The 23,913-nt window shown below is 61.4% G+C and carries 29 protein-coding genes and 1 pseudogene; 16 read left to right on the top strand and 14 right to left on the bottom strand.

All coding sequences use genetic code 11. The features are described from left to right. The first annotated feature begins 191 nt into the window (after positions 1 to 191). Together CXY74_RS03540 and CXY74_RS17665 are read left to right on the top strand one after the other, a co-directional pair. On the top strand, positions 192 to 1,304 hold the full coding sequence (locus CXY74_RS03540) for an aromatic acid exporter family protein (protein WP_104199149.1): 1,113 nt from the start codon (positions 192 to 194) through the stop codon (positions 1,302 to 1,304). A gap of 124 nt (positions 1,305 to 1,428) precedes the next feature. Continuing rightward, positions 1,429 to 1,596, top strand: coding sequence for a hypothetical protein (locus tag CXY74_RS17665; RefSeq protein WP_199183130.1), 168 nt, complete (start codon positions 1,429 to 1,431; stop codon positions 1,594 to 1,596). Positions 1,597 to 1,837: 241 nt separating this feature from the next. Here the strand turns inward: CXY74_RS17665 and CXY74_RS03535 are convergent, their stop codons facing one another. Then, positions 1,838 to 2,647 (bottom strand): aminoglycoside 6-adenylyltransferase, encoded by an 810-nt coding sequence (locus CXY74_RS03535; RefSeq protein ID WP_104199148.1) that lies wholly within the window; start codon positions 2,645 to 2,647, stop codon positions 1,838 to 1,840. Between the two features lie 254 nt (positions 2,648 to 2,901). On the opposite strand from CXY74_RS03535, the gene CXY74_RS03530 reads away from it, so the two are divergent. Then, entirely contained in the window at positions 2,902 to 3,489 is a 588-nt protein-coding gene (locus tag CXY74_RS03530; RefSeq protein ID WP_146070046.1) for a hypothetical protein, read from the top strand. 248 nt (positions 3,490 to 3,737) lie between these two features. On the opposite strand, the gene CXY74_RS17255 is transcribed toward CXY74_RS03530, so the two are convergent. The 4 genes from CXY74_RS17255 to lepB form a co-directional block, all read right to left on the bottom strand. Continuing rightward, entirely contained in the window at positions 3,738 to 4,079 is a 342-nt protein-coding gene (locus tag CXY74_RS17255) for a hypothetical protein (RefSeq protein ID WP_146070045.1), read from the bottom strand. 265 nt (positions 4,080 to 4,344) lie between these two features. After that, a complete protein-coding gene (locus CXY74_RS03520) occupies positions 4,345 to 4,971 on the bottom strand; it encodes a peptidase M56 family protein (RefSeq protein ID WP_146070044.1) in 627 nt (208 codons plus the stop codon). A 137-nt stretch (positions 4,972 to 5,108) separates the two neighbouring features. After that, complete coding sequence (locus CXY74_RS03515; protein WP_104199144.1) at positions 5,109 to 5,708, bottom strand: RNA polymerase sigma factor; 600 nt, start codon at positions 5,706 to 5,708, stop codon at positions 5,109 to 5,111. A gap of 266 nt (positions 5,709 to 5,974) precedes the next feature. Next, complete coding sequence (lepB, locus tag CXY74_RS03510; protein WP_104199143.1) at positions 5,975 to 6,706, bottom strand: signal peptidase I; 732 nt, start codon at positions 6,704 to 6,706, stop codon at positions 5,975 to 5,977. A 250-nt stretch (positions 6,707 to 6,956) separates the two neighbouring features. Between lepB and CXY74_RS03505 the strand changes: the two genes are divergently transcribed. The 4 genes from CXY74_RS03505 to CXY74_RS03490 all read left to right on the top strand — a co-directional run bounded on the left by CXY74_RS03505 (position 6,957) and on the right by CXY74_RS03490 (position 9,159). Then, on the top strand, positions 6,957 to 7,565 hold the full coding sequence (locus CXY74_RS03505; RefSeq protein ID WP_146070043.1) for a hypothetical protein: 609 nt from the start codon (positions 6,957 to 6,959) through the stop codon (positions 7,563 to 7,565). After that, the gene (locus tag CXY74_RS03500) at positions 7,562 to 8,191 is read left to right on the top strand and encodes an RNA polymerase sigma factor (RefSeq protein WP_104199141.1); all 630 of its coding nucleotides are present in this window, start codon (positions 7,562 to 7,564) and stop codon (positions 8,189 to 8,191) included. The genes CXY74_RS03505 and CXY74_RS03500 overlap by 4 nt, the downstream gene beginning before the upstream one ends. A gap of 101 nt (positions 8,192 to 8,292) precedes the next feature. Then, positions 8,293 to 8,628, top strand: a complete 336-nt coding sequence (locus tag CXY74_RS03495) for a hypothetical protein (protein WP_104199140.1) — start codon at positions 8,293 to 8,295, stop codon at positions 8,626 to 8,628. Between the two features lie 81 nt (positions 8,629 to 8,709). Further along, entirely contained in the window at positions 8,710 to 9,159 is a 450-nt protein-coding gene (locus CXY74_RS03490) for a hypothetical protein (RefSeq protein WP_104199139.1), read from the top strand. A gap of 74 nt (positions 9,160 to 9,233) precedes the next feature. On the opposite strand, the gene CXY74_RS03485 is transcribed toward CXY74_RS03490, so the two are convergent. Further along, on the bottom strand, positions 9,234 to 9,836 hold the full coding sequence (locus tag CXY74_RS03485) for a hypothetical protein (protein ID WP_104199138.1): 603 nt from the start codon (positions 9,834 to 9,836) through the stop codon (positions 9,234 to 9,236). Positions 9,837 to 10,193: 357 nt separating this feature from the next. Between CXY74_RS03485 and CXY74_RS03480 the strand changes: the two genes are divergently transcribed. Further along, positions 10,194 to 10,859, top strand: a complete 666-nt coding sequence (locus CXY74_RS03480) for a hypothetical protein (protein ID WP_146070042.1) — start codon at positions 10,194 to 10,196, stop codon at positions 10,857 to 10,859. A gap of 236 nt (positions 10,860 to 11,095) precedes the next feature. Here the strand turns inward: CXY74_RS03480 and CXY74_RS17490 are convergent, their stop codons facing one another. The 6 genes and pseudogenes from CXY74_RS17490 to CXY74_RS03455 all read right to left on the bottom strand — a co-directional run bounded on the left by CXY74_RS17490 (position 11,096) and on the right by CXY74_RS03455 (position 16,040). Continuing rightward, entirely contained in the window at positions 11,096 to 11,251 is a 156-nt protein-coding gene (locus tag CXY74_RS17490; protein ID WP_158252291.1) for a hypothetical protein, read from the bottom strand. Between the two features lie 80 nt (positions 11,252 to 11,331). After that, positions 11,332 to 11,565, bottom strand: coding sequence for a DUF2283 domain-containing protein (locus tag CXY74_RS03475; protein ID WP_233193188.1), 234 nt, complete (start codon positions 11,563 to 11,565; stop codon positions 11,332 to 11,334). 78 nt (positions 11,566 to 11,643) lie between these two features. Then, positions 11,644 to 13,389, bottom strand: coding sequence for an IS30 family transposase (locus tag CXY74_RS03470; protein WP_199183129.1), 1,746 nt, complete (start codon positions 13,387 to 13,389; stop codon positions 11,644 to 11,646). Between the two features lie 113 nt (positions 13,390 to 13,502). Continuing rightward, positions 13,503 to 13,984, bottom strand: a pseudogene (locus tag CXY74_RS03465) (hypothetical protein). A gap of 266 nt (positions 13,985 to 14,250) precedes the next feature. Continuing rightward, the gene (locus tag CXY74_RS17485) at positions 14,251 to 14,409 is read right to left on the bottom strand and encodes a hypothetical protein (RefSeq protein ID WP_158252290.1); all 159 of its coding nucleotides are present in this window, start codon (positions 14,407 to 14,409) and stop codon (positions 14,251 to 14,253) included. Between the two features lie 62 nt (positions 14,410 to 14,471). Beyond that, on the bottom strand, positions 14,472 to 16,040 hold the full coding sequence (locus CXY74_RS03455; RefSeq protein WP_104199136.1) for an HNH endonuclease signature motif containing protein: 1,569 nt from the start codon (positions 16,038 to 16,040) through the stop codon (positions 14,472 to 14,474). 303 nt (positions 16,041 to 16,343) lie between these two features. On the opposite strand from CXY74_RS03455, the gene nadE reads away from it, so the two are divergent. Then, the gene (gene nadE / locus CXY74_RS03450) at positions 16,344 to 17,180 is read left to right on the top strand and encodes an ammonia-dependent NAD(+) synthetase (protein WP_104199135.1); all 837 of its coding nucleotides are present in this window, start codon (positions 16,344 to 16,346) and stop codon (positions 17,178 to 17,180) included. A gap of 66 nt (positions 17,181 to 17,246) precedes the next feature. On the opposite strand, the gene CXY74_RS03445 is transcribed toward nadE, so the two are convergent. Together CXY74_RS03445 and CXY74_RS03440 are read right to left on the bottom strand one after the other, a co-directional pair. Continuing rightward, a complete protein-coding gene (locus tag CXY74_RS03445; protein ID WP_104199134.1) occupies positions 17,247 to 18,005 on the bottom strand; it encodes a hypothetical protein in 759 nt (252 codons plus the stop codon). 107 nt (positions 18,006 to 18,112) lie between these two features. Then, positions 18,113 to 18,403, bottom strand: coding sequence for a DNA mismatch repair protein (locus CXY74_RS03440; protein ID WP_104199133.1), 291 nt, complete (start codon positions 18,401 to 18,403; stop codon positions 18,113 to 18,115). Between the two features lie 151 nt (positions 18,404 to 18,554). Between CXY74_RS03440 and msrA the strand changes: the two genes are divergently transcribed. The 7 genes from msrA to CXY74_RS03405 all read left to right on the top strand — a co-directional run bounded on the left by msrA (position 18,555) and on the right by CXY74_RS03405 (position 23,905). Next, positions 18,555 to 19,079, top strand: coding sequence for a peptide-methionine (S)-S-oxide reductase MsrA (gene msrA, locus CXY74_RS03435; protein ID WP_104197803.1), 525 nt, complete (start codon positions 18,555 to 18,557; stop codon positions 19,077 to 19,079). Positions 19,080 to 19,287: 208 nt separating this feature from the next. Beyond that, on the top strand, positions 19,288 to 19,818 hold the full coding sequence (locus tag CXY74_RS03430; RefSeq protein WP_158252289.1) for a single-stranded DNA-binding protein: 531 nt from the start codon (positions 19,288 to 19,290) through the stop codon (positions 19,816 to 19,818). A gap of 41 nt (positions 19,819 to 19,859) precedes the next feature. Beyond that, positions 19,860 to 20,402: a hypothetical protein gene (locus CXY74_RS03425; protein ID WP_233193187.1), complete on the top strand. Its 543-nt coding sequence runs from the start codon at positions 19,860 to 19,862 to the stop codon at positions 20,400 to 20,402. A 5-nt stretch (positions 20,403 to 20,407) separates the two neighbouring features. Beyond that, positions 20,408 to 22,090, top strand: coding sequence for an energy-dependent translational throttle protein EttA (gene ettA, locus CXY74_RS03420; RefSeq protein WP_104199131.1), 1,683 nt, complete (start codon positions 20,408 to 20,410; stop codon positions 22,088 to 22,090). 18 nt (positions 22,091 to 22,108) lie between these two features. Continuing rightward, on the top strand, positions 22,109 to 22,579 hold the full coding sequence (locus CXY74_RS03415; protein WP_104199130.1) for a thioesterase family protein: 471 nt from the start codon (positions 22,109 to 22,111) through the stop codon (positions 22,577 to 22,579). A 91-nt stretch (positions 22,580 to 22,670) separates the two neighbouring features. Continuing rightward, positions 22,671 to 23,180, top strand: a complete 510-nt coding sequence (locus tag CXY74_RS03410; RefSeq protein WP_104128928.1) for a sigma-70 family RNA polymerase sigma factor — start codon at positions 22,671 to 22,673, stop codon at positions 23,178 to 23,180. Then, positions 23,177 to 23,905, top strand: a complete 729-nt coding sequence (locus CXY74_RS03405) for a zf-HC2 domain-containing protein (RefSeq protein ID WP_104199129.1) — start codon at positions 23,177 to 23,179, stop codon at positions 23,903 to 23,905. The genes CXY74_RS03410 and CXY74_RS03405 overlap by 4 nt, the downstream gene beginning before the upstream one ends. The last annotated feature ends 8 nt before the right edge of the window (positions 23,906 to 23,913 follow it).

Here is a 23,913-nt window from a genome sequence, read left to right as displayed (position 1 = left end):
CTGGCCCGGACGCAGGCTCTTCAACGCGCGCCGTGACCTTCGCCTGCGGCCCGAACGAACAGCGAGGCCCGCAAAAGGAACGATGACCGGGCAACTCAAACGGAGTGCACTGCCTGGAAATTCCCCGGTTCGGTCGGTACGGTAACGAAGCAACGAACACCCGGTGGGCACGGTGATCGAATGGAACAATCATGACAGGCACCACGCTGGCACCAGTTATACACACGGCATGGCAGCTGAAATCGCAGATAACCAGGTCGCGCATGCTGCAGGCCGGCAAGGCCGCAGTAGCCGTCGGCATTTCATGGTCAATCGCTCCGTACTTGCCCGGGGTCGCCGACAACTACCCCTACTACGCACCTCTCGGTGCCCTCGTGAGCATGTATCCCACGCTCATGGGTTCGGTTCGGAATGCTCTGCAGACCCTCGGCAGTCTCGCAGTCGGAATTGTGCTCGCCGCGGCTGTGCTCGTCTTCAGCCAGCCGAACGTGGTGACGATTTCGGTCGCCGTCGGCATCGGCGCGCTGATCGCCGCGACAGGGTGGTTCGGCAACAACCGCGAATACATACCCGTGACGGTCTTGTTCGTGTTGATCGTGGGTGGGCCCGATGCCGACTCTTACTCCATCGGCTATGCCGTGCAAATCAGCCTCGGCATCGTCATCGGGCTCCTGATCAACATGTTGGTCTTTCCCGCGCTGAACCTCAATGCCGTGGGCCAGAACCTCTCGAACTATCGCTCGGCGCTGGCCGATCACCTATCCGAGGTCGCCGAAGCCCTGGCCGAGAACTGGCCACCGGAGCGGGATGGCTGGGCGTCGCGCAAAGACTCGCTCATCAAACTTTCCAGCGGGCTGCGAACTGCGCTGCAGCAGGCCGACGAAAGCCGCAAAGTCAATCCGCGGGCTCGAATCCACCGCCACCGAGACCTGAGCGCCGACTACGAGGACCTTGCTGCGCTCGAAACCATCGCCTTTCATGTGAGGGATCTCACGGAGGTACTGGCTGGGGCAATGTGGGGCACCCCGATCAAGGTACAACTGAGAGAGGACTTGCGCCCGTCGGTGAGCCTGGCGCTTGACGCGATGGCTGCGGCGCTGCGTGATTGGGATTCAGGAAATACGGATCTGACGGCGCACTCCGCTGCCGCAGATGCGCTTGCGTCCCTCATGGCCGAGCTTGACAACATAGAGGACTCCACTCCGGCGACGTCGATGGGCGCCGCGATATCCATCGCGATGGATATCGCCCGAGCGCTCGCAGCCCTACTCTCCCGCCTCGAAGGTCCGGCGACTGATGACTAGTTGCGATGACCTGACGCCAGGGTATTTTGACTTTCGCATCGTTCCCTGGCTAAATTCGACGAAGCATTTATTGCCGCAGACCCCGGTAGCGTCGCTGTTTCTCACCACGCTAAGAGAGCATTAGATGAATATTTTCGTCATCGTCGTCATCGTCGTCATCGTCGCCATTATCTTGCTGCTGGTCGGTGGTTTCGTTCAGGCCTTGCAGTTCCTGCTCTGGGTAGGCGCCGTCCTCCTGGTTAGCGCAGTCATCGCATGGGCGATCCGCAGCCTGTCGGGCCGCAGCCGCTGACGCGTGTGACCGACAAGGTCGAGCGGGAGGACGAGGCGGCCGAAACCCCACGCCAAGAATTACGGCGGACAACACACAGCTACGGCCATCCGCAATAGCCCCGCGTGGGTTCGCATTTGGGAAAGGTATTTGGGACCGAAGAGGTGGCCTCGATCGCGGTCTATAGAGTCTCCTCGCGTCCCATTCCACGTTCGACGAATTCATCCCTTCGTCGCGACGACCGCTGGAATTCGCCGATCCTCTAGCGGGCATCCGGATGCATGGCGAGGATGACTTCGACCTCGCGGTGGACGCTTTCGTGGTTGAAAGACCGGAAGCCAAGGCCGTCCGCGATATATCTGCCAAGCCTGGCGAACAAGGCGATCGAAGCGCGCAGAGCCCTGGCAGAGTCCACGACGTCGAAATGCGCCCAGCACTGTTCAAGTGCTTGCTGCACGTCGGCGTCCATCCACTGCCGCATGCGGGAACCCAGGAAGCGCACGTCGTAGTCAAGACCGTGGCGCACGTAATGATCCCACTCGATGAAGGTCAGCAGTGACGCTTTCAGGTCTCTGTCTCGAATCTTGTTTGACCATGGCTCGTCTCGGACGATTGCCTTCGCGCACATCAGTGCAGCCGCGTACCCCCAGTTCAGTCGCTCCTGAAATGCCGCTTCGTCGGGCAATGACGACCTCACCGCAGCCACGTGCAGTGAGCCGGAAAGACCGTCTTTATCCACGAGGAAGGTGAAAGGCCGCTCATGGCGGATCATCGAAAGCGCGTCAGCCCTGATAGCGGTCAGGTCCAGCTTGCCCCCGATGTAGTAAACCAAGCGGGCCGGGTGCCAACCGGGGGTTGCCAAGCGTTCGACAACGAGCACCTCCCCAAGTTGATCCCACCAGGAATCGTCTGCAAGGAGCGGTGTCGGATCCGTGGCATAGATCTCAATATCGCGATCCGACAGGGGATGCGTCTCGTGCGCAGCTGCGGAACCAGTCATCACCATCGCGCGCACGTTCTCGCTGTTCTGCGCCCATGCGATCAGCGTGTCGATTGCGTTGTCGTACTCCACGCTTTCAGCTTTCCACAGAGTACGCACCCAGCAGCACCGGCCGCCCGCAAGCCGAACCTCTTGCGGTACGAAACAACTTCCGGTTCTCCTAGCGTGGCGGCTCCGGCGTGGGGCGGCGCGCAGGGGAAACCTCTCTCCGACAGATCGGCATCGGGCTGACCTCGACTACTCGATAAGGTGCAGAGATGGTATTGCATCCGATCAGAACCGTCCCGCACGTCATTGCTGAGCTGCCATCTCTCCAAGGCGGATCGATGACCGTGGGTGAATACCTGCCTCGTGGGCACGTTTCCTATGCGCGTGTCATGAACCCCATGCGCGACGACAACGGTCGCCCCCTTGCCTGGCGTACCTTTGCTGCGGAGCAGTCTGAGGTGGACGCAATGTCGAAGTGGGCCGACCTTCTCGACGACAAGCCGGACGTAGATGTCAGAGTCGGGACCATCGAACCCGCCGTGGCAGCAACGCTCGCCCGCCTTCTCCGCGACCACACCGCCACACCCACCGAGTGTTTCTTCCTTGTCTGGGAAGGATACGCCGACATGCGCGCGGACCTGCGAAAGTCAGCAAGCATCATGCTCATGCCCGAGCGTCGCATGCATGTTCTCGCCGGCGACCTCGCCGACGGCGCGGAACCCTTCGAGGAGACGGCCGGCGGCAGAAGTGCCCAGTGGTGGATACCCGCGGATGGTGTCTGGGCCGTCGGGAACGACCTCTACGGCGCGAGCGTTTATGTCTCAGGCACCGAAGAGCTGATCAGCGCTATTCTCGCCGCCGACGACATCGAGGCATACCGTGCCTCGGCATCGATGCAGATCGTCGCCGAGGAGTGGGCCTCCTAAGTCTCCTGCGATCCCCTGGCTCTAGGTAGGTTCCCGATAGGGAACGGTCAGCGGGAACGTACTGTCGGCGTGCCTGTCGAGCCCTCGCGCAATTGTCCAACAGGCCGTTGGACGAATGTCCCACAAGCTGTGGGACATTCCGCAGGCTGAAGTTTTGTGACCGTCAGAAGCCGGACGTCGAGCGCGACAGTTCTTCGCCTGAACCACCTGGCGTCCGCGTTCGCCGACGCTGTGTCGCGGGGGAACGGTTAGTAGCGAAGCTCAATTCCGTTTACCAACGACAGGTCCACGCCAATGGTCATGACGATCACCAGTCCAACGAACCCGGCGACGATGCTCACCGCGCGCAAGCGCGGTCGAGTCACCAAGCTGGCGAGAAATAGGGAAGCGACACTGACGAGCAGCATAATGCTGGTGATTGTGAGCCCGCCGCCCACGATTTCTACGATCCTGCACTGCACGGGGTACGACTCCATGCACGGCCCTGGCGCGAGGTGCGGGGCCACGATCAAGGAACCAAAGAACAGAGTGGCCAGCGCAGATGAGACGTACCCCGGCCACAGGTGGCGAGTGGGGATTAGCGTCAACACACCTGATCGTCTCAGCAGGCGCTCTCCGAAGCAAGGATTCAAGTCCGGAAGCCGGACGTCTAGCACGACGGATCTGGAGCCAAACCACCCGGCGCCAGAGTGCGCCACTGCTGTGTCGCAGTGGAACGTCTTACGGGACGGGTGCCGCAGGCCGTTCGGCCTCCTTTGAGCAGGCTTAGGGCCGAAGATTGGGGAAACCGATATGCGTGCGCATTCCCCCGGTTGCGACTGCGCAAGTGCTTTGCCTCGGGCACTTCGCCAATGCTCATTCGACGACAAAGCTCCCAACGACAGTGGTGCCGTCTTCCTCGTAGACCGGGATGCTCACTGACCTGCCGGCGTTTTCTTCTTGCCAGCGCAGCGCTTCCTGCGCGGTCGTGAAATGCTCTGCCGCGGTCGTTCCATCTGCCTCATTCAGGTCGGTTTTCTTGGCGTAGCCGATCCGACCGTTGGTGGCCGATACCGCGATCAGATCCGGTACCCCGTTCTCGTTCTGGACGCCGTAGGTATTCCCGTCGCCATTAACGCCCCACCTCGTGGTCACCTGATTCACGTAAGTTGCCGTGAGTTGCCAGCGCGCGCCGGGATCGGCGCCGATGGTGACCGTATGCTGTCCGGGCGCCAGCGGGAGGCTACCCGTCGTGATCCCCGTTCGTGAGTTCGCGTCCGCCTCGGCGCACGTCCCGTTAGTACCGTCTGAAAAGGTGAACGCCCCTGGGGTGAGGCAGCGGTACTCGATTGCCACGTGTGTAACACCGTCGGGCGGTGCACCGAGTTCAATGGTCGCCGACCCACTGTGTACTTCCGTGATCGGCGCCGAGAGGACGGTGATTTCCTGTCCGCCCGGAAGGGGAAGCAGACCGCCACCGATGGCGGCGACCGTGCCGAGCATGCCGACTCCGACGAACGCGCCACCAGCCAGCCACCAACGACGGTGCTTCCTCGGACGGGGTGCCGGCGATGCGTCAACCCGCGCAACCAGCTCTGCGCGGAACGCCTCGCTGAAGACTGGATCCAAACTAACGCGATTCATGGTCGTCCTCCCTCGGGGATCGTCCGCGAACTGGGGATAGGCGTCTCGCCCATGGCGACGCGCAGTCGGAGTCGAGCACGGTGCAGCCGGGTCTTTGCCCCTGATGAGGTGAGGCCAAGCACGAGTGCCGCCGCCGCGATCGTGTATCCCTCGAGCATGACGAGGGACACCAACCGCAGGTCCGCCGCACTCAACGAACGCAGGCCGAGCGCGAGCTGAGGATCGAACGCGTCCATCGGGTGTGCGGCGAGAAAAATTCTTGCTGGGTCCATGGTGTTTTCACTCCTGGGCAGTGCGTCGAGCAGCTGACGGTAGCGCCGAGCCGCGCGACGCACGTTCCGAGCGACATTGGTTGTGGTCACAAGAAGCCACGGGAGAACCGAACCATCGACCAGCCGCACATCCGCGCGCCGGCGCCAGAGCTCGAGAAACGCAGTCGCCGTGACGTCCTCGGCATCATGCCGATTCTCGACCAAGCGATACGCGTGCCGGAATACCCGATCATGGTGGATGTCGAAAAGCTCTCCAAACGCCGACCCACTGCCATCAACTCCACGCGACCACAGCCCCGAATCCCCCACGACGTCATCCCTCATACCCTGTATTGTCCGGGAACGCCCCAAAGGTTTCACCCCCAAGAGTCAAACTCGAATATGGACGCCTTGCGGGACGACTGCCACTGCCCCCTTGGACGCCGGAATACCCGCGCTATTCGACTACCGACCGGATGCCCTTCGGCAACTAGATTGGCAGGATGAGAGGCCTCAACTGGAACGGCTACTTCAACGCCCGCGATCTCGGTCCCGTACGGGACCAGTTGAGCTCAAGAATTACCCCTCGTATTTCGAGTTCATCGTGTAATTCAATGGCCTGTAGGAGTGAACGGTTCTGGATAGTTGCCGAGCCATCCCCAATGTTTAGCGGGCCAGCTCACTACGACTGCGCGGCCGACGACGCTACTGATGGGGACGAAACCGCCTTCCAGCGAGCCGTTGAGATAGTGGAAGGCCGAGTCGGCCGAGTTATATCTGTTGTCGCCCATTACCCAAAGTTTTCCGTCGGGCACGGTGACCGCAAATGGACTCTTCGTTGCCCGGGATTGGGCGTCAGGAACCTGGATGTACGGCTCGCCGATGGGGACATCATCAATAGTGAGCTGTCCGGTCGATGTGCAACAGACCACGGTTTCCCCGGGAAGGCCGATAACTCTTTTAATGAGGTGGTTATTGCTGTCGCCGGTGCTCAGCCCCACAGCAGTGAGCGCGGCGTCTATTGCACTCAGAAGATTCAGCGGCACGGGTTGCTGCGGTGGTAGCCAATTTCCCGGGTCGGTGAAGACGACGACATCGCCGTGTTCGATCGGTATCAGGTTAGGAACGAGTTCGTTCACGATGATTCGATCATTGACCAGGAGCGTGTTCTCCATCGAAGAAGAGGGGATGTAGAACGAACGAACAACAAACGTTTTGAGAAGGGCTGAGATCAGGATCGCAATGACCACGATGACGACGAGGTCCCGCACGAACTTCAATGCAGGAGACCCCGCCCTCGTCCGCAGCCGCGCACGATGTGTGGCGTTGTCGGCTGGCATCATTCCCTGATCCTAGGGCAGTCATCGAAGCTGATATCGACCGGGCAATCCAATGGTTCCCTCGAAAACAATTCGCTCAGTTTCCCCGTCACCGGATGGGGAACGCCTTGCGGGACACTCAGGACTCCGCAGCGTGGGCGCGTTGGGGCCTGGAGGGAGCCGCCGCGAGATAAGTGCAGAATCTTCTCGATGCTGCAACACTTTGCCTTGTCCTGGCCATTACCTAGGTATGACAAGCCTTTGGAGGATGACCATGGATGAGAAAGAACTCGACCAGATCTTGAACGGAGCCGGCCACCGCTGGAACATCGCCGTATCCAGTGCCGTCGCCGAGCTGGTGGACTCAACGCGAGTGCACACGATTCCGCCCGAGCCTGCGCGCAAGAAACTACCACGCGGTGTCGTATGGGGCATTTTTGCTACTGCTACTGCTGCGGTTCTGGTGACCGCCGGCGCAAGCGTCACAGCGATTCAAATGGGAATCCCGCCATTCCAAAGTCTTGAGGCGGGGCTCCAACGCACCACGACGGCGATCCCCGTCAATTATGTGGAGGCTGGCGGCACCGCAGTCACGTGTAACGCTTTCATCGAGTTCCGGCAGTTGGATGCGGCATCCGAGGCGAAGATCGAAAGCTACATCAGCACGCAGGACTGGTCTGGATTCGGCCAGGACCTCTTCGATACCGCAGAAGCCCAGGCAACGCCATCGAGCACGGTTTCCTCACGGCTGGCAGACGCGATCGACACCGCACTCTTCGAGAAGACCGGCGAGGTCCTTCCCGGCATCGTCCATGGCCCCGCCGACACCACCGGGGTCATCTTTAATGGACATTCCATGTCCTGCAGTGCCCAGAGCGAATGAACACGGGCAGGGACTGGCTGTTCGCGCCGAGAGTCAACTCTCGCACCACTTCAGCAACGCACAGTGATCTCGCGACCCGGGCGAAGGTGGACGCGCTAGCACGCATAGAAGGAGGTAATCTGCTCTCATTTTTCTCTCATCGCGTCACTCGAAAAGCCGACGCGGCCGACCTTCTCGGGGAGACCTTGTTGGTGCTGTGGCGCCGGGCGGACTCGATCCCGGAGGATGACGCTGAGGGTCGGATGTGGATGTTCGGGATCGCTCGCAAAGTGCTGGCTACTTATCGCCGTGGTTTATCGCGCCAAATCGCCCTCGCAGATCGACTGCGTGGGGAATTGCTGGTCAATCCCCAGAGCGCTGCATTTGACAGCGACGCGGCTTTCAGCCCCGAGGATATTCGGATGGCAGCTGTCCTCAGTACGCTGGCCACATTGTCAGACGCGGATCGCGAAATCATCATGCTCGTGCACTTTGACGGGTTCACCCTTGTCGAAGCGGGACGACTCCTTCAGCTGCGCGCCACCACCGCGCGAAGCCGATATCACCGAGCGAAAAATCGCCTGAAAGCCAACGTGGAAATCATCTTGGACTCTAAAGAGAATGTTGCCCAGCACTATCGCGCGTAGGAGCATCCATCGCTAGGGCCGGAGCGCAACGCGAGCCCCTAGGCGGAGCCCGTTACGGGGCTTTCATCTCGTGGAAGTGGTAGATCGCCTAACCTAGCCACATGGGCGAAATGCAACCTGGGCAAGGCGAAGATTTCAGATCAAACCGCTCGGGCTGGGTGAGTGCATCCATGGTCGTCCTCGGCGCCGTGGCAGCCGTCATCGGACTCGTTCTCCTTTTGGTGCCGAGCGGCCAAGCGAGTTTCGGATGGTTCGCCTACGCGCCGCTGAGCGATACGACATTCTTCCCGCCCGGCGTGCAGCTCTCGCCCCATCGCCAGATTGGGAGCGCACTGTTGCCTATTGGGTTGCTAATACTCGCATTCGGTACCGGCTGGTTGCTCGGGCAATACCAGGCTGCCAGCCCGCGACGAGCGCCGGGTCATCCGGGCACCTGAAACGTGTCCCTGCTTCGCCACAAGGCGAACCCCAAGTGGGAATTGCTTCCAATAGAGCAAGGATGTGCGAGGCTGTCTCCCGTGAGGACACTTAGTGAAGAGGATGAGGTCGTCTGCAATCCCGGAGCGGTGGTCTTCACCATGTTTCTCGGTGTTTGTCTCGGTGTGGCCTCAGCAGTTGTATTGGCCATCGGTTCACATTTCGCTGCCGCACTGGCCAATCCCCAGGTTGCAGCTCCGCCTCTGATCGTTGAACTCATGTTCAGCACATTTGGTGCCTTTTTGTTCAGTGTGGCCGCTGTTTTTGGTGCGTCGCTCGCTTTGGGGATACTCGATCATCGTTTGCAGCGTCCACGCGCCACCCAGGGGATCATCGCGGGAGTCGGCGCTGTCCTCACGGGGATAGGGTTTTTCATCTACTTCGGCCCGACAGTAACCGTCGGTTTCAGTGGGATTATTAGCATCCTTATATTCGTCGCAGGTGCCTCCTATACGCTGATGTACATCAGGTCGCGGGCACACACCTCGTAAGCCGAACCCTGAGCGGGACGGGAGGTTTTTCGGGTCCGTTGCGGATAGGACTTACTGAGCAGCCGCCGGCGCTGTTAGATCATTCCGTGGCGCGCCAGGCAGTCGAGGTACCAGTTGAAGCTGACATCATTCACGTCACCAGTGACCATGGAATAGTAGTTACGCTCGTTGGTTCCGGCTTCCCGGTAACCCGTCACCGCGACCAAGAATGTGCTGAGGTAATCGGACATTCCATATACTTTGGCCCCGGTTACCTGACCACCTTCGCGTTCAAGAACAATCGATGTGCGCTGCCCCAGCGCGTGCTGAATCGTCAGCAAGTTGTAGGCCAGCCACGTCGCATCCGTCAATGCCGTATGCGACGTTTCGGCTCCCGGGCGATGATTCTGCCTCAGGAACAGGCTCCTCCAATAGTCCTCGTAGGCCTCAGGGCCGCAGTCTTTCATCGCTTTCTCTTCTGCGCTGTACAGGCGTTGAAGTACATCAGGGTGAGTGATTGTGTACAGCTTGTAGATCAGGTCTTCACGGACCTCTTCATCATTGCGGTAGTCCGCACTGGAAATCGCTGCCAACGGGATCTCATAGGCCAGAAATTCCTTTTCCAGCCAACCTTCAACGGCCTCCGTTGTCCACGCTCGCGGATCGGTTTTCTTCCAGCGCTCAAACAGACTCGTCACTGTCGCTCCGTCTCATTCCATCGGCAGGTCCACGATATCGGGTGGCCCAGCCGGATGTTTAGACCGCCGCGAGAGGATGTGTCGATGCCGCTGGCCCCCATCGTCGTGGACGGGTGCACTGGCACCGAAACTGTCCGTTTCACCAACCACCATGGGGCACGTCAACGAGTCAGCTACGCCAGGAGCAGCCCTCTATTCTGATAACCGACACATCGTAGAGAAATATCCATAGCTACGTGGGAGTCAGTTGCTCAGGTGTCCCTTGTCGCGGCGGCCTGCGGCAGGGTTCCGGGTACGAAAGTTGCGCCTGACCAGCACAGCAGTGCTGTGCTGCGATATCTGAAGAGGGAGCAATAGATGAAACGATCGCCCATCACCACCGCACTTGAAGTGATCGCCGTCACCGCATTGGTAATCTCGGCAACTACGGACGTCGTCAAGGCCAGAGAGGAATGGCGACTTCGCCGGGGCTCCGCATGGGCAGACCACTGTCGTCCGCGCCGATTTCGGAGGCAACTTCAGCAACGGATGGATCAAAAGACGAGCCCTGAACTTGCCGACCTGATCTACCAAGGAAATATGGATCAGGCGATCGAACTCGCGAACCAGCTCAATCCCGATGAGATCTATAACCGTATTTTTCGTGACGACGAACGGCACCTTCATGACGAGGCGCCCTGTGATGTTTTCCTTCGCCGCTGGTACCAGACTTTGGAGAGCCCCTACCTACGCGCTGAGGCGGCGGACAATTTTGTGAGCGCCTATACGACGCAACTCGCGCCCGTACCCAACGGCGAGTACATCGGTGCTTATATGCGTACCGACTCGTTGCGCGAACTCATCACAAAGATCGCCAGCGCCATTCTGGGCAGAGAATTGAAAGACCTGGAAGACACTCCTGAGCACCCGCTCGATGCCGCCTCCGCAGCAAAGTGGCGTGCCGTCGGCCGGATCCTCGCCGATATCGAGCTGCCTCCCGTCGTGTCACCCGTCGCTCCTCCGGAGGAAGAAGAGACGAACTGACACAAGTGGTACCCGCGCATCCGATCGCGGGTACCACCCACCCCTGTTTTCCGCCCTTCCGCAGGGGGAACGGTCAGCGGGAACGTACTGTCGGCGTGCCTGTCGAGCCCTCGCGCAATTGCCCAACAGGCCGTTGGACGAATGTCCCACAAGCTGTGGGACATTCCGCAGGCAGAAGTTTTGTGACCATCAGAAGCCTGACCGCCTATGGGACGCTCCCGCAGCGCGGATTGCATTCACGGTAAGTGGTACGTGAAATTGGTCTCTGGCTCGGGATCCAGCCACGTTGCCAGGACGCCGCTCGTGACGATTAACGCCGTTGCGAGGATCAGGGCGATGAGACCGACAAGGAGGAGCTGGAGCGCGTTGGGTCGTTTGTTGGGAGCTGGCATTTGCCTCAGCCTAGAGTGAACTGTTGAGCCATATTTGCCCTCACCGAGGTGAACTGCGATAGGACAGGAGCACCACTGTGTCAGCCGATTCGCTTGGCTTGTTTCAGGGTGGACGGGCGCAGTAGGGACTTGGCGCCGAGGATCTCGACCCCAAGAAGCTTGCCGTCTTTATCGAAGTCGAGGATGACTTCTCCTCGGCCGTCGATTCCGTGGACGTCTTGCTGAACAGCCTCCCGAGCTTTTATTCGAGGCGAGATGTTGAAGTAAGCCGCATCCGCAGACCGGTCATATGTGCCTCGCCGCAGTTTCTTCACGGCGTAAGAGTAGGGCAGTAGGTGCCCGCAAGACGGACGCTGAGCGGGCACATCCGCACGGATACTGGGATCTGCGGGTCACGAGCCCGAGGGTGTCGCGTTCGGCGTTGAACCGCTCGGTCGGAGTGTCGTAGCCGAGTGTTTTCCGAGGTCTATCGTTGAGCTCCTGGACGACGAAGTCAACGTGCTCAGCGCTGTGCAGTGCCAGGTTGGTGCCTTGGGAAAGTACTGGCGGGCCAGTCCGTTGAAGTTCTCATTCGCGCCGCGCTGCCAGGGACTGGAGCGTTCTGCGAAGAAGACAGGGACTCCGGTGGTTTGCGTGAGTGCTTCGTGCCAAGCCATTTCGATGCCCTGGTCCCAGGTGAGTGTGCGTTTCAAGTGGCGCGGCAGGGTCGCGAACGCGTCGATAATGGCGGCGTTGACGCTTGCTGCAGTGTGATTCTTTGGCAGGTTCACGATGATGCCGTATTGGGTCGTTCGTTCTCGCAGGGTCACCATTGCCGAGACCGAACCAAGACCGACGATGAGATCGCCTTCCCAATGGCCGGCTTGTTTGCGGTCTTCGACCTCGGCCGGTCTTTTGTCGATCATGGTCATGTTGATGATGCGGGATCCACGTCCGATCCGGCGGCGCCAGCGCGTTTTGCGGATGCGTCGTCCGGTTCGCAGCTTCACGGCAAATCGTTTGTGGAGGCCGTAGTCGTCGCGGAGTAGCAATGCGCGGTAGATCGTTTCCGGGCTGAGGCGCATTGTCTGATCGTCGGGGTAGTCCTTCTTCATCCACCCGCAGATTTCGTCCGGGGACCAGTAGCGGTTCAGCTTGCGTTGCACCAAAAGCCGTAACGGAACGTTTGAGACGAGTTTGGGGACCTTGGGCCGGGCTCGTTGCAACTGTGCGTCATGATCAGCCGTTCTGGGAAGGTAAAGTCCGCCGTCGCGGCGGTGTCGGCGTAGCTCCCGGGAGATGGTGGACGGCTGTCGACCGAGCGCCGCCGCGATCGCGCGCATCGACTGGCCCAAGCGCAGCAGGTCGGCGATTTGAAGTCGCTCCCGGGCTTCAAGGTAGCGGCCAGCTGACTCTCGACGGGCCGTGTGTCGTGGGATTTGGAAGTCGGTGTTTTGTCGCAGTTGGGTTCCGGAGGCTCGGTTCATGCCCAATAGTCTGCAGGCATCGGCATTGCTCAGTCCGTCGCGCATGAGTTGCCAGTACTTTTCCTTGCGATTCCTCAGCCACTCTTGTCGGGCCGTGGGTTCGGCTACGAGCACCCGGTCGGCGTAGCGTTCGGACGAGAGCGTGGCGGCGTGCTGGGCCGTTCTCGCGGTACTGGCCTCTCGCCGGAGCTCCTTCAGCCTGCGTTCCTCGAACATGCGCGCCTGGTCCTCGCTCAGGCGCAATTGGGTTTGGCAGTGCCGCACGGTGTGGCCGTCGAGTCGAAGGCCGGCGAAGCGTTTCTCGATCCATCGGTAGGCCATGGACCGCGCGACTCCGGCCTTTCGGGCCCCGTCACGGACACTCTGACCGCTGGTAAAGGAGGCCCAGAATCTGGCCTCCTCGTCCCTGTCGACCCGTAAATGGTGCCGGTCATCAGTGCGATCGACGTCCGCTTCCCAGGCCAAGAGACGCGAGGTCGTGAACCCTAGCTCTGCTGTCGCGTCCGCCGGGCTTTTACCACTGCGCCGCAACTCGAGGTATTTCTCGCGCAGCCATCGGTAGCCAACTTCTTTGTCTATGCCGGCGTCGCGGGCGGAGGGTTTGAGACCGCGACCCTCCTTGATCGAGGCGAGAAACCGGACACCTGCTGCTGACGAAGAACGATGAAACATTGCAAACCACCTAAAAATAGGTGTTGCTTCGATCAATAGAATCCCGCGGGCGTCAACTGCGACAGCGAGCCAATCCCTTTTGCGCCCTTCGCAAGAGCCAAGGCTTGGCGATATCAACTAGATTCAGCGCGAGAGTAGAACGATGCCTCGGCATTGCGGCGACGCGCGACATCGTCGACGCCGAACTGCACGAAGTCCTCGTCGCGATCGCCGATGACGACGTCTTCGAGGGCGTAGGCCGGCGGTTCTCCTGGCCATGCCGTCTGCCGCGTCGATCGGTCGCGCCCCAGCCGAGTGCCGGAGATCGCGACCCAGTCGCGCAGCCACTGGCGGGCATCCGCAAAGTCACGGTGCCAGCCAATCGGGGCGGAGCCGTGCTGGTCGGGGTCGGAGGCGCCGAGCCAGTGTAGGGGTGTAGCGCGGAGAGCTCCCAAACGAGTTCGGGGTGGCGATGCCAGAACGGCGGCACGACGGATGCCGGTAGCCCGTAGGTGCGTCGCAGCCAGTTCACCCAGCGGTTGAGTTCGATCCATTCGGCCTCGGCGTCGTCGGCGCAGAGGAGGTTCCAGCTGATCGGGTGCGGCGGCTCCGCCATGAGTGGCCCGTCGAGGTCGTCCAACGAGCTTGCTCAGAACGCGTCGTCGTGTTCACCGGATGCCCACTCGACCAAAGATTCTGCCATCGCTGCTTCACCACCCCGAGCTGGTGTGATCGATCGGCCTGTATTCGGCGGAGCGGACGATCATCGATTTGTTCCGTCTGCGCCACGACTGGGGGAGCGACCTCGCCGTGTCGGCACTTAAACAATGGCTCGGACTCCGAGGGAACAGTCCTGCGACGCTCCTGGCAATGGCGGCATCCTTACCGAAGGCTCGGCCGGCACTGCGAGACGCTCTGGAGATACTCCTCTGGGTCCACGACGCGCACCCCGTCGGGTGAGAGGGTGAGACCTTCCACTCGGGGCAACGCGATGTAGTCGTCGAGGCTGGAAAATGGCGTGCTGTGGGACTCCGATGTCATGGTTGCAGTCTAGCCGATGCGGAAGCGCCGTCTCGTGCACACCATGAGTGGCAAGGTTCGTCTTAGGTGCGCCAGGGCGGTTCGGGGCTGGGGGTGTTGGCGCGGTGACTTCGGGCGGGGCGCCAGGTTTGGGTGGGGTCCCAGAGCAGTGGGCCGCGTACCTGGGGTCTGCCATCGATCATGCGGATGTTCCATCCGTTGGTGGTGATGGTGTGGTGGTGGAACCAACAGAGGAGGACGCCGTTGTCGATGTTGGTGGGGCCGTGTTTGTGCCAGGGGATGACGTGGTGGATTTCACTCCAGCGGGCGGGGATGGTGCAGCCGGGGATGATGCAGCCTTCGTCGCGGGCGGCGATCGCGGTGCGTTGTTTGGTGGTGAAGCAGCGGACGGTGTCGCCGAGGTAGAGGATGGTGCCGGTGGTGCCGAAGATGATGTGTTGGGCGCCGCCGGCGCAGATGGCTTCCTTCACCCGGCGCATGCTGATGGGGGCTTCGATGCCGTCTATCCAGCCGACACCGCGCCCGTGTTGAAGGTCGGTGGCGTTGATGTGGATCATGACGGTGGGGGCGGCGCCGCCCATGGTCGGGGTCTTCGGATCGCGCGCGGCCGCTTCGAAGACGAAGCGGAGGATGTCGGCGCGTTTCTCACCGGCGGTGCGGGAGTCGCCGTCGTAGCGAGCGTCGCCGGTGAACCGGTCGGCACTGAATCGCTCACCGTCTGGGTTGGCAGGGTCTGCGCTGTCAAGACCGTCCAACTCGGGTTCGGTGCCGGTGCCGGATTCGGGGCCGTCGAGGGGTTCGGTGGGTTCGAATCGGGGCGTGCGAGACCGGGCTGACAGGTAGGTGTCGAAGAGGGTGTCCATGATGCCGCGCAGCTCAGGAGTGACGTCGGCGCGCAGCGGGTAGAGCCCGTGGTGCAGCAGCCCGAACGTCAATGTGCTCTTTGCTTCGACGGTGTCGTCGTTGGGGGCGGTACCGTCGGGATCGAGCCGGCCCTGCCACTCCAAGGCCTGCGCCCGCAACAGGTCAGGGGCGAAGCGGATGCCGGCCCCGGGCAGTCCGACGGTTTCCGGGGTGATCGCGCCGGTCGCGGAGGCGACCAGGGCACGTTCCACATGGTCAAGGTCATCCTGCAGAACTTTTCCGTGAAGGGCGGTGAGGGTGCCAGCGATGATCTCTGCCGCTTCCAGGCCGAGGTTGCCGCTGACCAGTGCTGCGGCGATGACGGGGTACCGCGCGGGTACGGGCAGACCCATCGGCGTGCGGTCCACGACGGTTTCGCCCAGCTTTAGACGACGTTTCGCTTCGCGGCTGGAGATACCGGCGAGTTGGGTGATGAATTCAACCCGGTTACGGCATCCGTTCTGGAAGGCGAGGGACCCGTTGCCACGGTCGGTCTCAGCGCGCACGCCGATGTCGGTGGTAGCTCGTAGCCTGGCACCATCAACCTTGCGACCAAGTTCTTCCAACGCTGCCATAACCGCGACGGCTTCAGCATCATCAAGGTGACCAAACCGTGTTCCATCCAGAACAGAGCCCAGCAATGCACCAGCCTGACCGATAACCCAAACCCGAGAACCCTCAGGTTCCGGCACAGAGCCGGTTGCAGCAGGCGGAGCGGTGAGGGTCATGGCGTCAGTGCCTCCTTCACCCACAATTATAGCCCGAATCAACCATGTAAGCGAGTAAATCTCAGCATAAAAGTGATGCCATATCAGAAGTTTCTTCTCATCTTCAAGAAGGCAAAACTCGTCGTTGTGGTGGACTAACGCCACTACTTTCGCATTCTCGAGAACAGTGGCCGGAAGGGGGGTCGTTTGGTTTACCGTGCCGACAGAATGTCGTCGCCTTCGCTGCCCATCGGCCAGGTGCGCCCAGCCATATTTCTTGAATTGTGCGGGAGCACCATTTCTCGAGGATTGATAGATTTAGGTATGCGAGAACTCCAGGCGCGAATCATCGCCGAACTCAACGTGTCACCCACTATCGATCCGGCCGCCGAAGTGCGCCGTCGGGTGAAATTTCTCAAGGAGTACCTGAAACGCACCGGTGCCCAGGGCTTCGTGCTCGGCATTAGCGGCGGCCAGGACTCCACCCTCGCCGGCCGCCTTTGCGCCCTGGCGGTCGACGAACTGACCGAGGAAGGGCATCCAGCCACCTTTGTGGCAGTGCGCCTGCCGTACGCGGTGCAGCGGGACGAAGTGGACGCTCAACTTGCTTTGGAATTTATCCGCCCGCCCTCGCAGGCTACTTTCAACATTGAACTCGCCGTCGATGGATTCGAAAGTGAATTCCTGGCGAGCCTCGAGGTAGCTATGACGGACTTCACCAAGGGCAACATCAAGGCTCGCTCACGCATGATCGCCCAATATGCCGTGGCCGGCCAACTCGGCCTGCTCGTGGTCGGAACCGACCATGCTGCCGAAGCTGTGACCGGATTCTTCACCAAGTATGGCGACGGCGGCACCGATATTCTGCCCTTGACCGGGCTGACCAAGCGGCAGGGTCGCGCCCTGTTGATGGAGCTGGGTGCGCCCGAACAGCTTTATCTGAAGGACCCCACCGCTGACCTGCTCGACCACACTCCTGGCCAGACCGATGAGGCCAACCTCGGTCTTCAGTATGAGCACATCGACGACTTTCTCGAGGGCCGGTCGGTCGAAGATGAAGTGGCCGAGGCCATCGAGGCACGCTATCTCAGCACCGAGCACAAGCGGCGCGTACCTGCGTCACTGTTCGACACGTGGTGGCACTCGTCGCCGACACGGTAAACAAACAACGCGCCGGTCAGCGCTGAGAAAGCGCCGACCGGCTCGTTGTTTGTTTGAGAAGAGCGACTATACGGTGGGGGCCGCCGAGGAGCGCGTGAGCGGGTCGGTGCCGCGCACCTCGAGCTTGTTCACGTCATCCAAAAGGCGCTGGGTCTCGGTCGAAGCGTCCGAAGCCGTCGACGCGGATGAAGCAGTTCGGTTGACGACCGCCGGTGTGAGCGGCGCGGCCCGCATCGGAGCGGGCGCCGAATCGGTGGGGTTGTATTGGTCGTGGTGTTGCTGGGCCACCCACGCTTCCTGCTCTGCCAGCAGGCTCTTCTCGGTGGAGGAATTCTGCAACTTCCATCGGTCGAGATCGCCCTGAAAAATCTTGCGTGCGCGGGCGGGCTTGTTTTGCCATTCGATCAGTCGGTCACGAAACTCCACCAACGCCGGCTCCAGCTGGTAACCGAACGTGGCGGAGGTGCGCTTGAGTTCGTAGAGTTCGTGGGCAGCCCAGTTCGCGGCGATTCCCGATCCGCGAATTGGCAGCAGCCGTACCTGAATATCGGCCTGGGCGACCGCGCGGTCGCTCATGACTTGTTCCTGCGGCGTGAGCGAATTCCACACGGATGCCTCGGTGGCGGCGTCGACGAGGGTCGCGATAGCAGCCACCTTGATCTCGCGATCGCGCTGGGTAATGAGCCGTTTGATGGCCCCGCGCGAGATCAACGCGGCCAGCACGCTGGCAATGATGATCGCGCCGATGAACACGACCGCGGTGAAAATCATCGGTTGGGTGCTGACGTCGGTAAACCAGGCTACGAAGTTATTCCACCATTCCATGTGCAGGATTTTATCCGTGCCGAACCCTGTTCTCTGGGATCAGACGCGGCGTGCCCTCAGGCAAGTGCACTCCTTCCTCTCACGAGGGTGTATTTGTTAGTTCGGCACTAGCGAAAGCAGTCCACCGCATCGTCGATGCGACAGAATTCGCCGAGGTCTCGGGTGCGGGTCGCGAAGACGATTCTCCGGGCGCTGTATCGGTTGCCGTCGACGCCGACGTGGTGTTCGATATACCCGATGACAACGCCGGCCGGATCGACAATGCGCCACAGCCCGTCGCGCACGAGGATGAAGCTGCGGCCACGCACTATGGGAAGCGCTGTTGTGGGAAGTGCCGATGCGGGGCGTGCTGTGATGGAAATTGCTGAGCGAAGAATCGGTGCGATGAGAGTGGTCATTTGTGCGCCTCCGTAATAATGCCGCAGTATCCCAGCCGCCCTGGGTGTTTTTCAGCGTACGGGCGACCACCGACATCCGCTTTAGGCGAACAGGAGGCGTGAATGCCGGTTCGACCGGAGGCTGCAGTACGCGAGGAGTTACACTGATAAGATGCAAACTTTCGTGGTCGCAGGTGGATGTTTTTGGTGTCTCGATGCTGTGTATCGGGTCTTACGTGGAGTAAGCGATGTCGTGTCGGGGTACACCGGCGGCACGACAACCAACCCGAGCTATGAAGCGGTCTGCACCGGTCATACCGGTCACGCCGAAGCCGTCGCGGTGACCTTCGATCCCGATGTCATTCCGGCCAGCGTGATTCTTGATGTATTTTTCACCCTGCACGACCCCACCCAGCTCAATCGGCAGGGTAACGATGTGGGTACCCAGTACCGGTCGGCAATGTTCTACACCGACGACGCGCAAAAGCAGCTGTTTGAAACGGCCCGCGATCGCGCGACTGAATGGTGGGGTGCCGGCATCACGACCACGATCGAGCCGCTTGGCGAGTACCACGAGGCCGAGGACTACCACCAGGATTTCTTCACCAAGAATCCTGGACAGGGCTACTGCATGGCGGTCGCAGTGCCCAAGGTCAACAAGATCCGCAAGTCTTACTCGGAGTACCTGGTCAGCTAGTTCCTCCTCCACAGTCGTTTCGCTGCCCCGTTCTCCACTGATCGGACACAGCGTGCGCCGCGGCGTCGTTCCGCGCAGCACACTCACAGTGTGCGATCCGGGAACGGCAAAGACTGGCACGAGTTGCCGTTCCCGGGTCGCGTGCGCCGGGTGTTCGCTCGGCGGCTGACGTGAGCGTATTCACGCGATGACCGTGCCGGAAGAAACTATGAGCGACCACATCACCGTATCCGGAATCATCGGCACCGTCCCGCGCCGCAGTGTGGGCAAAAACGGCGCCCCGATCACGTCCTTTCGACTGGCCTCCCGCCAGAGTCATCTTGACCGCACGAAAGATGAGTGGGTTGAGGACGAGAGCAGCTGGTACTCCGTCACGACGTTTCGCCAGCTGGCCACAAATGCGGCGTCGTCGCTCAGTAAGGGCCAGCACGTCATCGTGAGCGGCCGCCTGGTTATTCGCAAATGGTCCAACGCCGAAAAATCCGGAATTGATGTCGATATCCTCGCCGACGCTCTCGGCCACGACCTAACTTGGTACACCACGACGCCGGTGCGCAGTAGCGCTCCCTTTGGAACCCCTGCCGAGCTGACCGGGCCAGAACCGGTAGAGCCAGCAGAGTCCGCCGCATCAGCCACCGCGTATGAGGCGGAAAGTAGTCAGATCGACCGTTCCGACGACGGCTTTGTTCCAATCGACATCGACGCTGATCAGGATGCGTATGCCCGTTTAGACTCGTAGCATCGTCCACGTGCGTGGACTGGGGGAGGCGAATCGTGGGCGTGGCGAAATCAGCATGGCAGAGTGTGCGCGCGAAAACAGCGCGGCGACGTGCACCGCGCCTGCGGTTCGTGCTGGGTATGGTGAGCGCTGGGCTGCTCTTCGGGGTCGGCCTGACCGCGTGCACCGGCGTCCCTGCAGAACCCCCCGCTAACGACACGGCGCCGTCCAACTCCGGCGCGCCTGAGCCGTCGGCCACACCGGCGCCTGATGCAACGCTCTTGCCCGACGGAACCGCGGCCGAGAACCTGGTGTACTTTAACTTTCTCGCCGCCGCCGTCACCAAAGCCAACCCCGCAGCTGACGGACGCGCCTATATCGATGCGCTCGTGGCCGGCGGGTTCGACCGCGCCGCAATGGAGGTGACTTTTGATCGAACCCAGGCTGATCTGGCCGCCGACTCCATCCAGTTCTCCGTGCGTTTCGCCGGGGAATGCCTGATCGGCCAGATCGGGCCGGCCAGCAACGGCTTCCACAGCGTGGTCGCGCCAATTTTGTCGACCGGTTTGTGTCTTGTTGGGTCCACCCGGCAAATAGACTGGTAAATACTATGGCCGAATTTATTTACTCAATGGTCCGCGCTCGCAAGGCGATCGGCGAAAAGCTGATTCTTGACGACGTCACCATGTCCTTTTTTCCCGGCGCCAAGATCGGTGTGGTCGGCCCGAACGGCGCCGGAAAGTCCACCATTCTCAAGATCATGGCGGGCCTGGACACCCCCAGTAATGGCGAAGCGAGACTCTCCCCGGGCTACACCGTCGGCATCCTGATGCAGGAGCCACAGCTTGACGAGAGCAAGACCGTGCTGGAGAACGTGCAGGAGGGCGTCGGACCGATTAAAGCCAAGGTCGACCGCTTCAACGAGATCAGTCTCGCCCTCGGCGAACCCGACGCAGATTTCGATACGCTGCTCGCCGAAATGGGCGTGCTGCAGGAAGCCATCGATGCAGCGGATGCCTGGGATCTTGACTCGCAGCTGGAACAGGCCATGGACGCCCTGCGCACCCCGCCGGGAGACTCCGAAGTCTCCAACCTGTCCGGTGGTGAGAAGCGCCGGGTGGCCTTGACCAAACTGCTGCTGCAGAAGCCTGATCTATTGCTTCTCGACGAGCCCACCAACCACCTCGACGCCGAGAGCGTGCTCTGGCTCGAGCAGCACCTCGCCAAGTACCCGGGCGCTGTGCTCGCCGTCACTCACGACCGGTACTTCCTCGACCACGTGGCCGAGTGGATCGCCGAGATCGACCGCGGACACCTGTATCCGTACGAGGGCAACTACTCCACCTACCTCGAGAAGAAGCAGGAACGTCTGCTCGTGCAGGGTAAGAAGGATGCGAAGCTGTCGCGTCGTCTCGCCGACGAACTTGAGTGGGTGCGTTCCAACGCCAAGGGCCGCCAGGTGAAGTCGAAAGCGCGACTGGCGCGCTACGAAGAGATGGTCACCGCCGCCGAGAGCACCCGCAAGCTCGACTTCGAAGAAATCGTGATTCCGGTCGGCCCGCGCCTCGGCGCTCAGGTGATCGACGCAACCAAGCTGGAGAAGGGGTTCGACGGGCGCATACTCATCGAGAACCTCAGCTTCACCCTGCCGCGCAACGGCATCGTGGGCATCATCGGCCCGAACGGTGTGGGAAAGACCACGCTGTTCAAAACCATCGTCGGCCAGGAGCCCCTCGACGGCGGCGATCTGAGAATTGGCGAAACGGTGGACATCTCGTACGTCGATCAGGATCGCGGAGGCATCGACCCGAACAAAACGCTGTGGGAGGTCGTCTCGGACGGCCAAGACTATATCCAGGTCGGCAAGACCGAGATTCCGTCGCGCGCCTACGTGTCGACCTTCGGGTTCAAGGGTCCAGACCAGCAGAAGAAGGCCGGTGTGCTCTCCGGTGGTGAACGGAACCGCCTGAATCTGGCGCTCACCCTGAAGCAGGGCGGCAACCTGCTGCTCCTCGACGAGCCCACAAACGACCTGGACGTTGAAACTCTCGGCTCGCTCGAGAACGCGCTGCTCGAGTTTCCCGGTTGCGCCGTGGTGATCACTCACGACCGGTGGTTCCTCGACCGGGTGGCCACGCACATCCTCTCCTATGAAGGAACGGATGACAACCCGGCCAACTGGTACTGGTTCGAGGGAAACTTCGAGTCGTACGAGCAGAACAAGATCGAGCGGCTCGGCCCGGATGCAGCCAAGCCGCACCGCTCTGCGTATCGCAAGCTCACCCGCGACTAAACAGAACAGGGAAATCTCGTGAAGCTGCACGTACCGATTCGCCTGCGTTGGTCAGACCTCGACGCTTACGGTCACGTGAACAATTCTGAGATGCTGCGCCTGCTCGAGGAGGCGCGCATCCTGGCGTTCTGGGTGACCGAAGACGACGGAGCGATCGGAGCGAGTACGGCCGTGCTCGACGGTCGCCCCGGGGCGTCGACCCTGACGTTGATCGCGCGCCAGGAGATCGAATACCTCGCGCCGGTGCCCTACCTGCGCCATCCCCTCGACGTGAGACTCTGGCTCGGCAAACTCGGCGGTGCCAGCCTCGATGTCTGCTACGAGGTATTCAGCCCGGAGGGCGTCACACCCGAGGTTCTGTACGCCCGGGCGAACACCACCATCGTGCTCGTCGATGCGACGAGCGAACGCCCGCGCCGTATCAACGACACGGAGCGCGCGGCTTGGACGCCGTACCTCGACGCACCGATCGAGTTCGCGCGGCGGTGATAGTTGCCGCACTCTGCGGCTAGAGTTCCCGTAATACCGGTACTACTGAACCACACACACGTTCACCGCGTGTTAAGCAGGGGAGGTACTTATGGCCGATGAGCGCGCCGAACTCTTGCAGGCCCTGCACGATGAGCACGCACCGCTTTTGTGGCGCTATGTCGTACGGTTGACGCAGGATCCGGCCTTTGCCGATGACGTAGTGCAGGAGACGCTGCTTCGAGCTTGGCAGCGCCCTCGCCTGCTCGACCAGACCGAGGTGTCTGCTCGTGCGTGGCTGTTCACTGTGGCCCGAAATCTGGTGATCGATGACCGGCGCTCGGCTCGTGCCCGCCATGAGATTCCCACCGACCAACTGCCCGAGGTGCCCACCGACGACCAAACCGATGCCTTGCTCGATGCTTGGCTGGTCGCGGACGCCCTGCACGATCTCTCTCCCGACCACCGGGCGGTCATTGTCTGCGCATATTATCGAGGCCAATCCGTGGCCGAGACTGCGCGCGACCTCATCATTCCCGAAGGCACCGTGAAATCGCGGCTGCACTACGGACTGCGAGCCCTGCGGCTCGCACTGCAAGAACGTGGAGTGACGGAGCGATGAACACTCCAGCAGATCTGTACGCCGACTGGGACGGCGCGTATATGCTCGGCGCCCTGTCACCGGGCGACCGCCGGGACTACGAACGGCATCTCAAAGACTGCGTCGCCTGCAGCCAGGCGGTCGCGCACCTCGTCGGCTTGCCGGGGCTGCTGGCCCAAGTCCCACTCGATCAGGCACTGCAGCTCGACCTGTCCACCGAGGCGTCCACCGAGAGGCCCACCGAGACCAGAGCGGATGCCGCGCACTCCGCCACCCGGTTGCCCCGCCTGGTGCAGGCGGCGCGGGCCAGTGTCCGGCGCGCTCGTTTGCTCGCAGCCGGAGCCGTGCTCGCGGCCGCTGCGATCGCGGCATCCGCTGCCCTCGTCGTACCGGGGTGGCTCGAACAGCCGGGCGCGAGCGTCACTGAACCGGCCGTGGACATGGCAGCGGTGGTTCCCAGCCCGCTCACCGCATCCTTTCGCCTGACCGGCGAAGACTGGGGCACCCGGATCGACGCGAACTGCAGCTATGCCACGAGCGATAACGATTTCGGTCCGCAGGCCTACGCCCTGTTCGTGACCGACCGGGACGGGCATGACACCCTCGTCGCCAGCTGGATCGCTGGTCCCGGAAGCACGATCACCGCTACCGGCACCACGAGCGTGGCGGAGAACGATATTGCCAGTGTGGATATTCGCTGGATGCCCGACGAGCGGGTGCTGTTGGAATCCACACCGACCTGGTAGGTGCTCGA

This window comes from Cryobacterium sp. Y29 (assembly GCF_002929825.1).
In the GTDB taxonomy this organism is placed as follows: Bacteria; Actinomycetota; Actinomycetes; order Actinomycetales; family Microbacteriaceae; genus Cryobacterium.
This window is presented reverse-complemented; position numbering and strand designations above follow the sequence as displayed.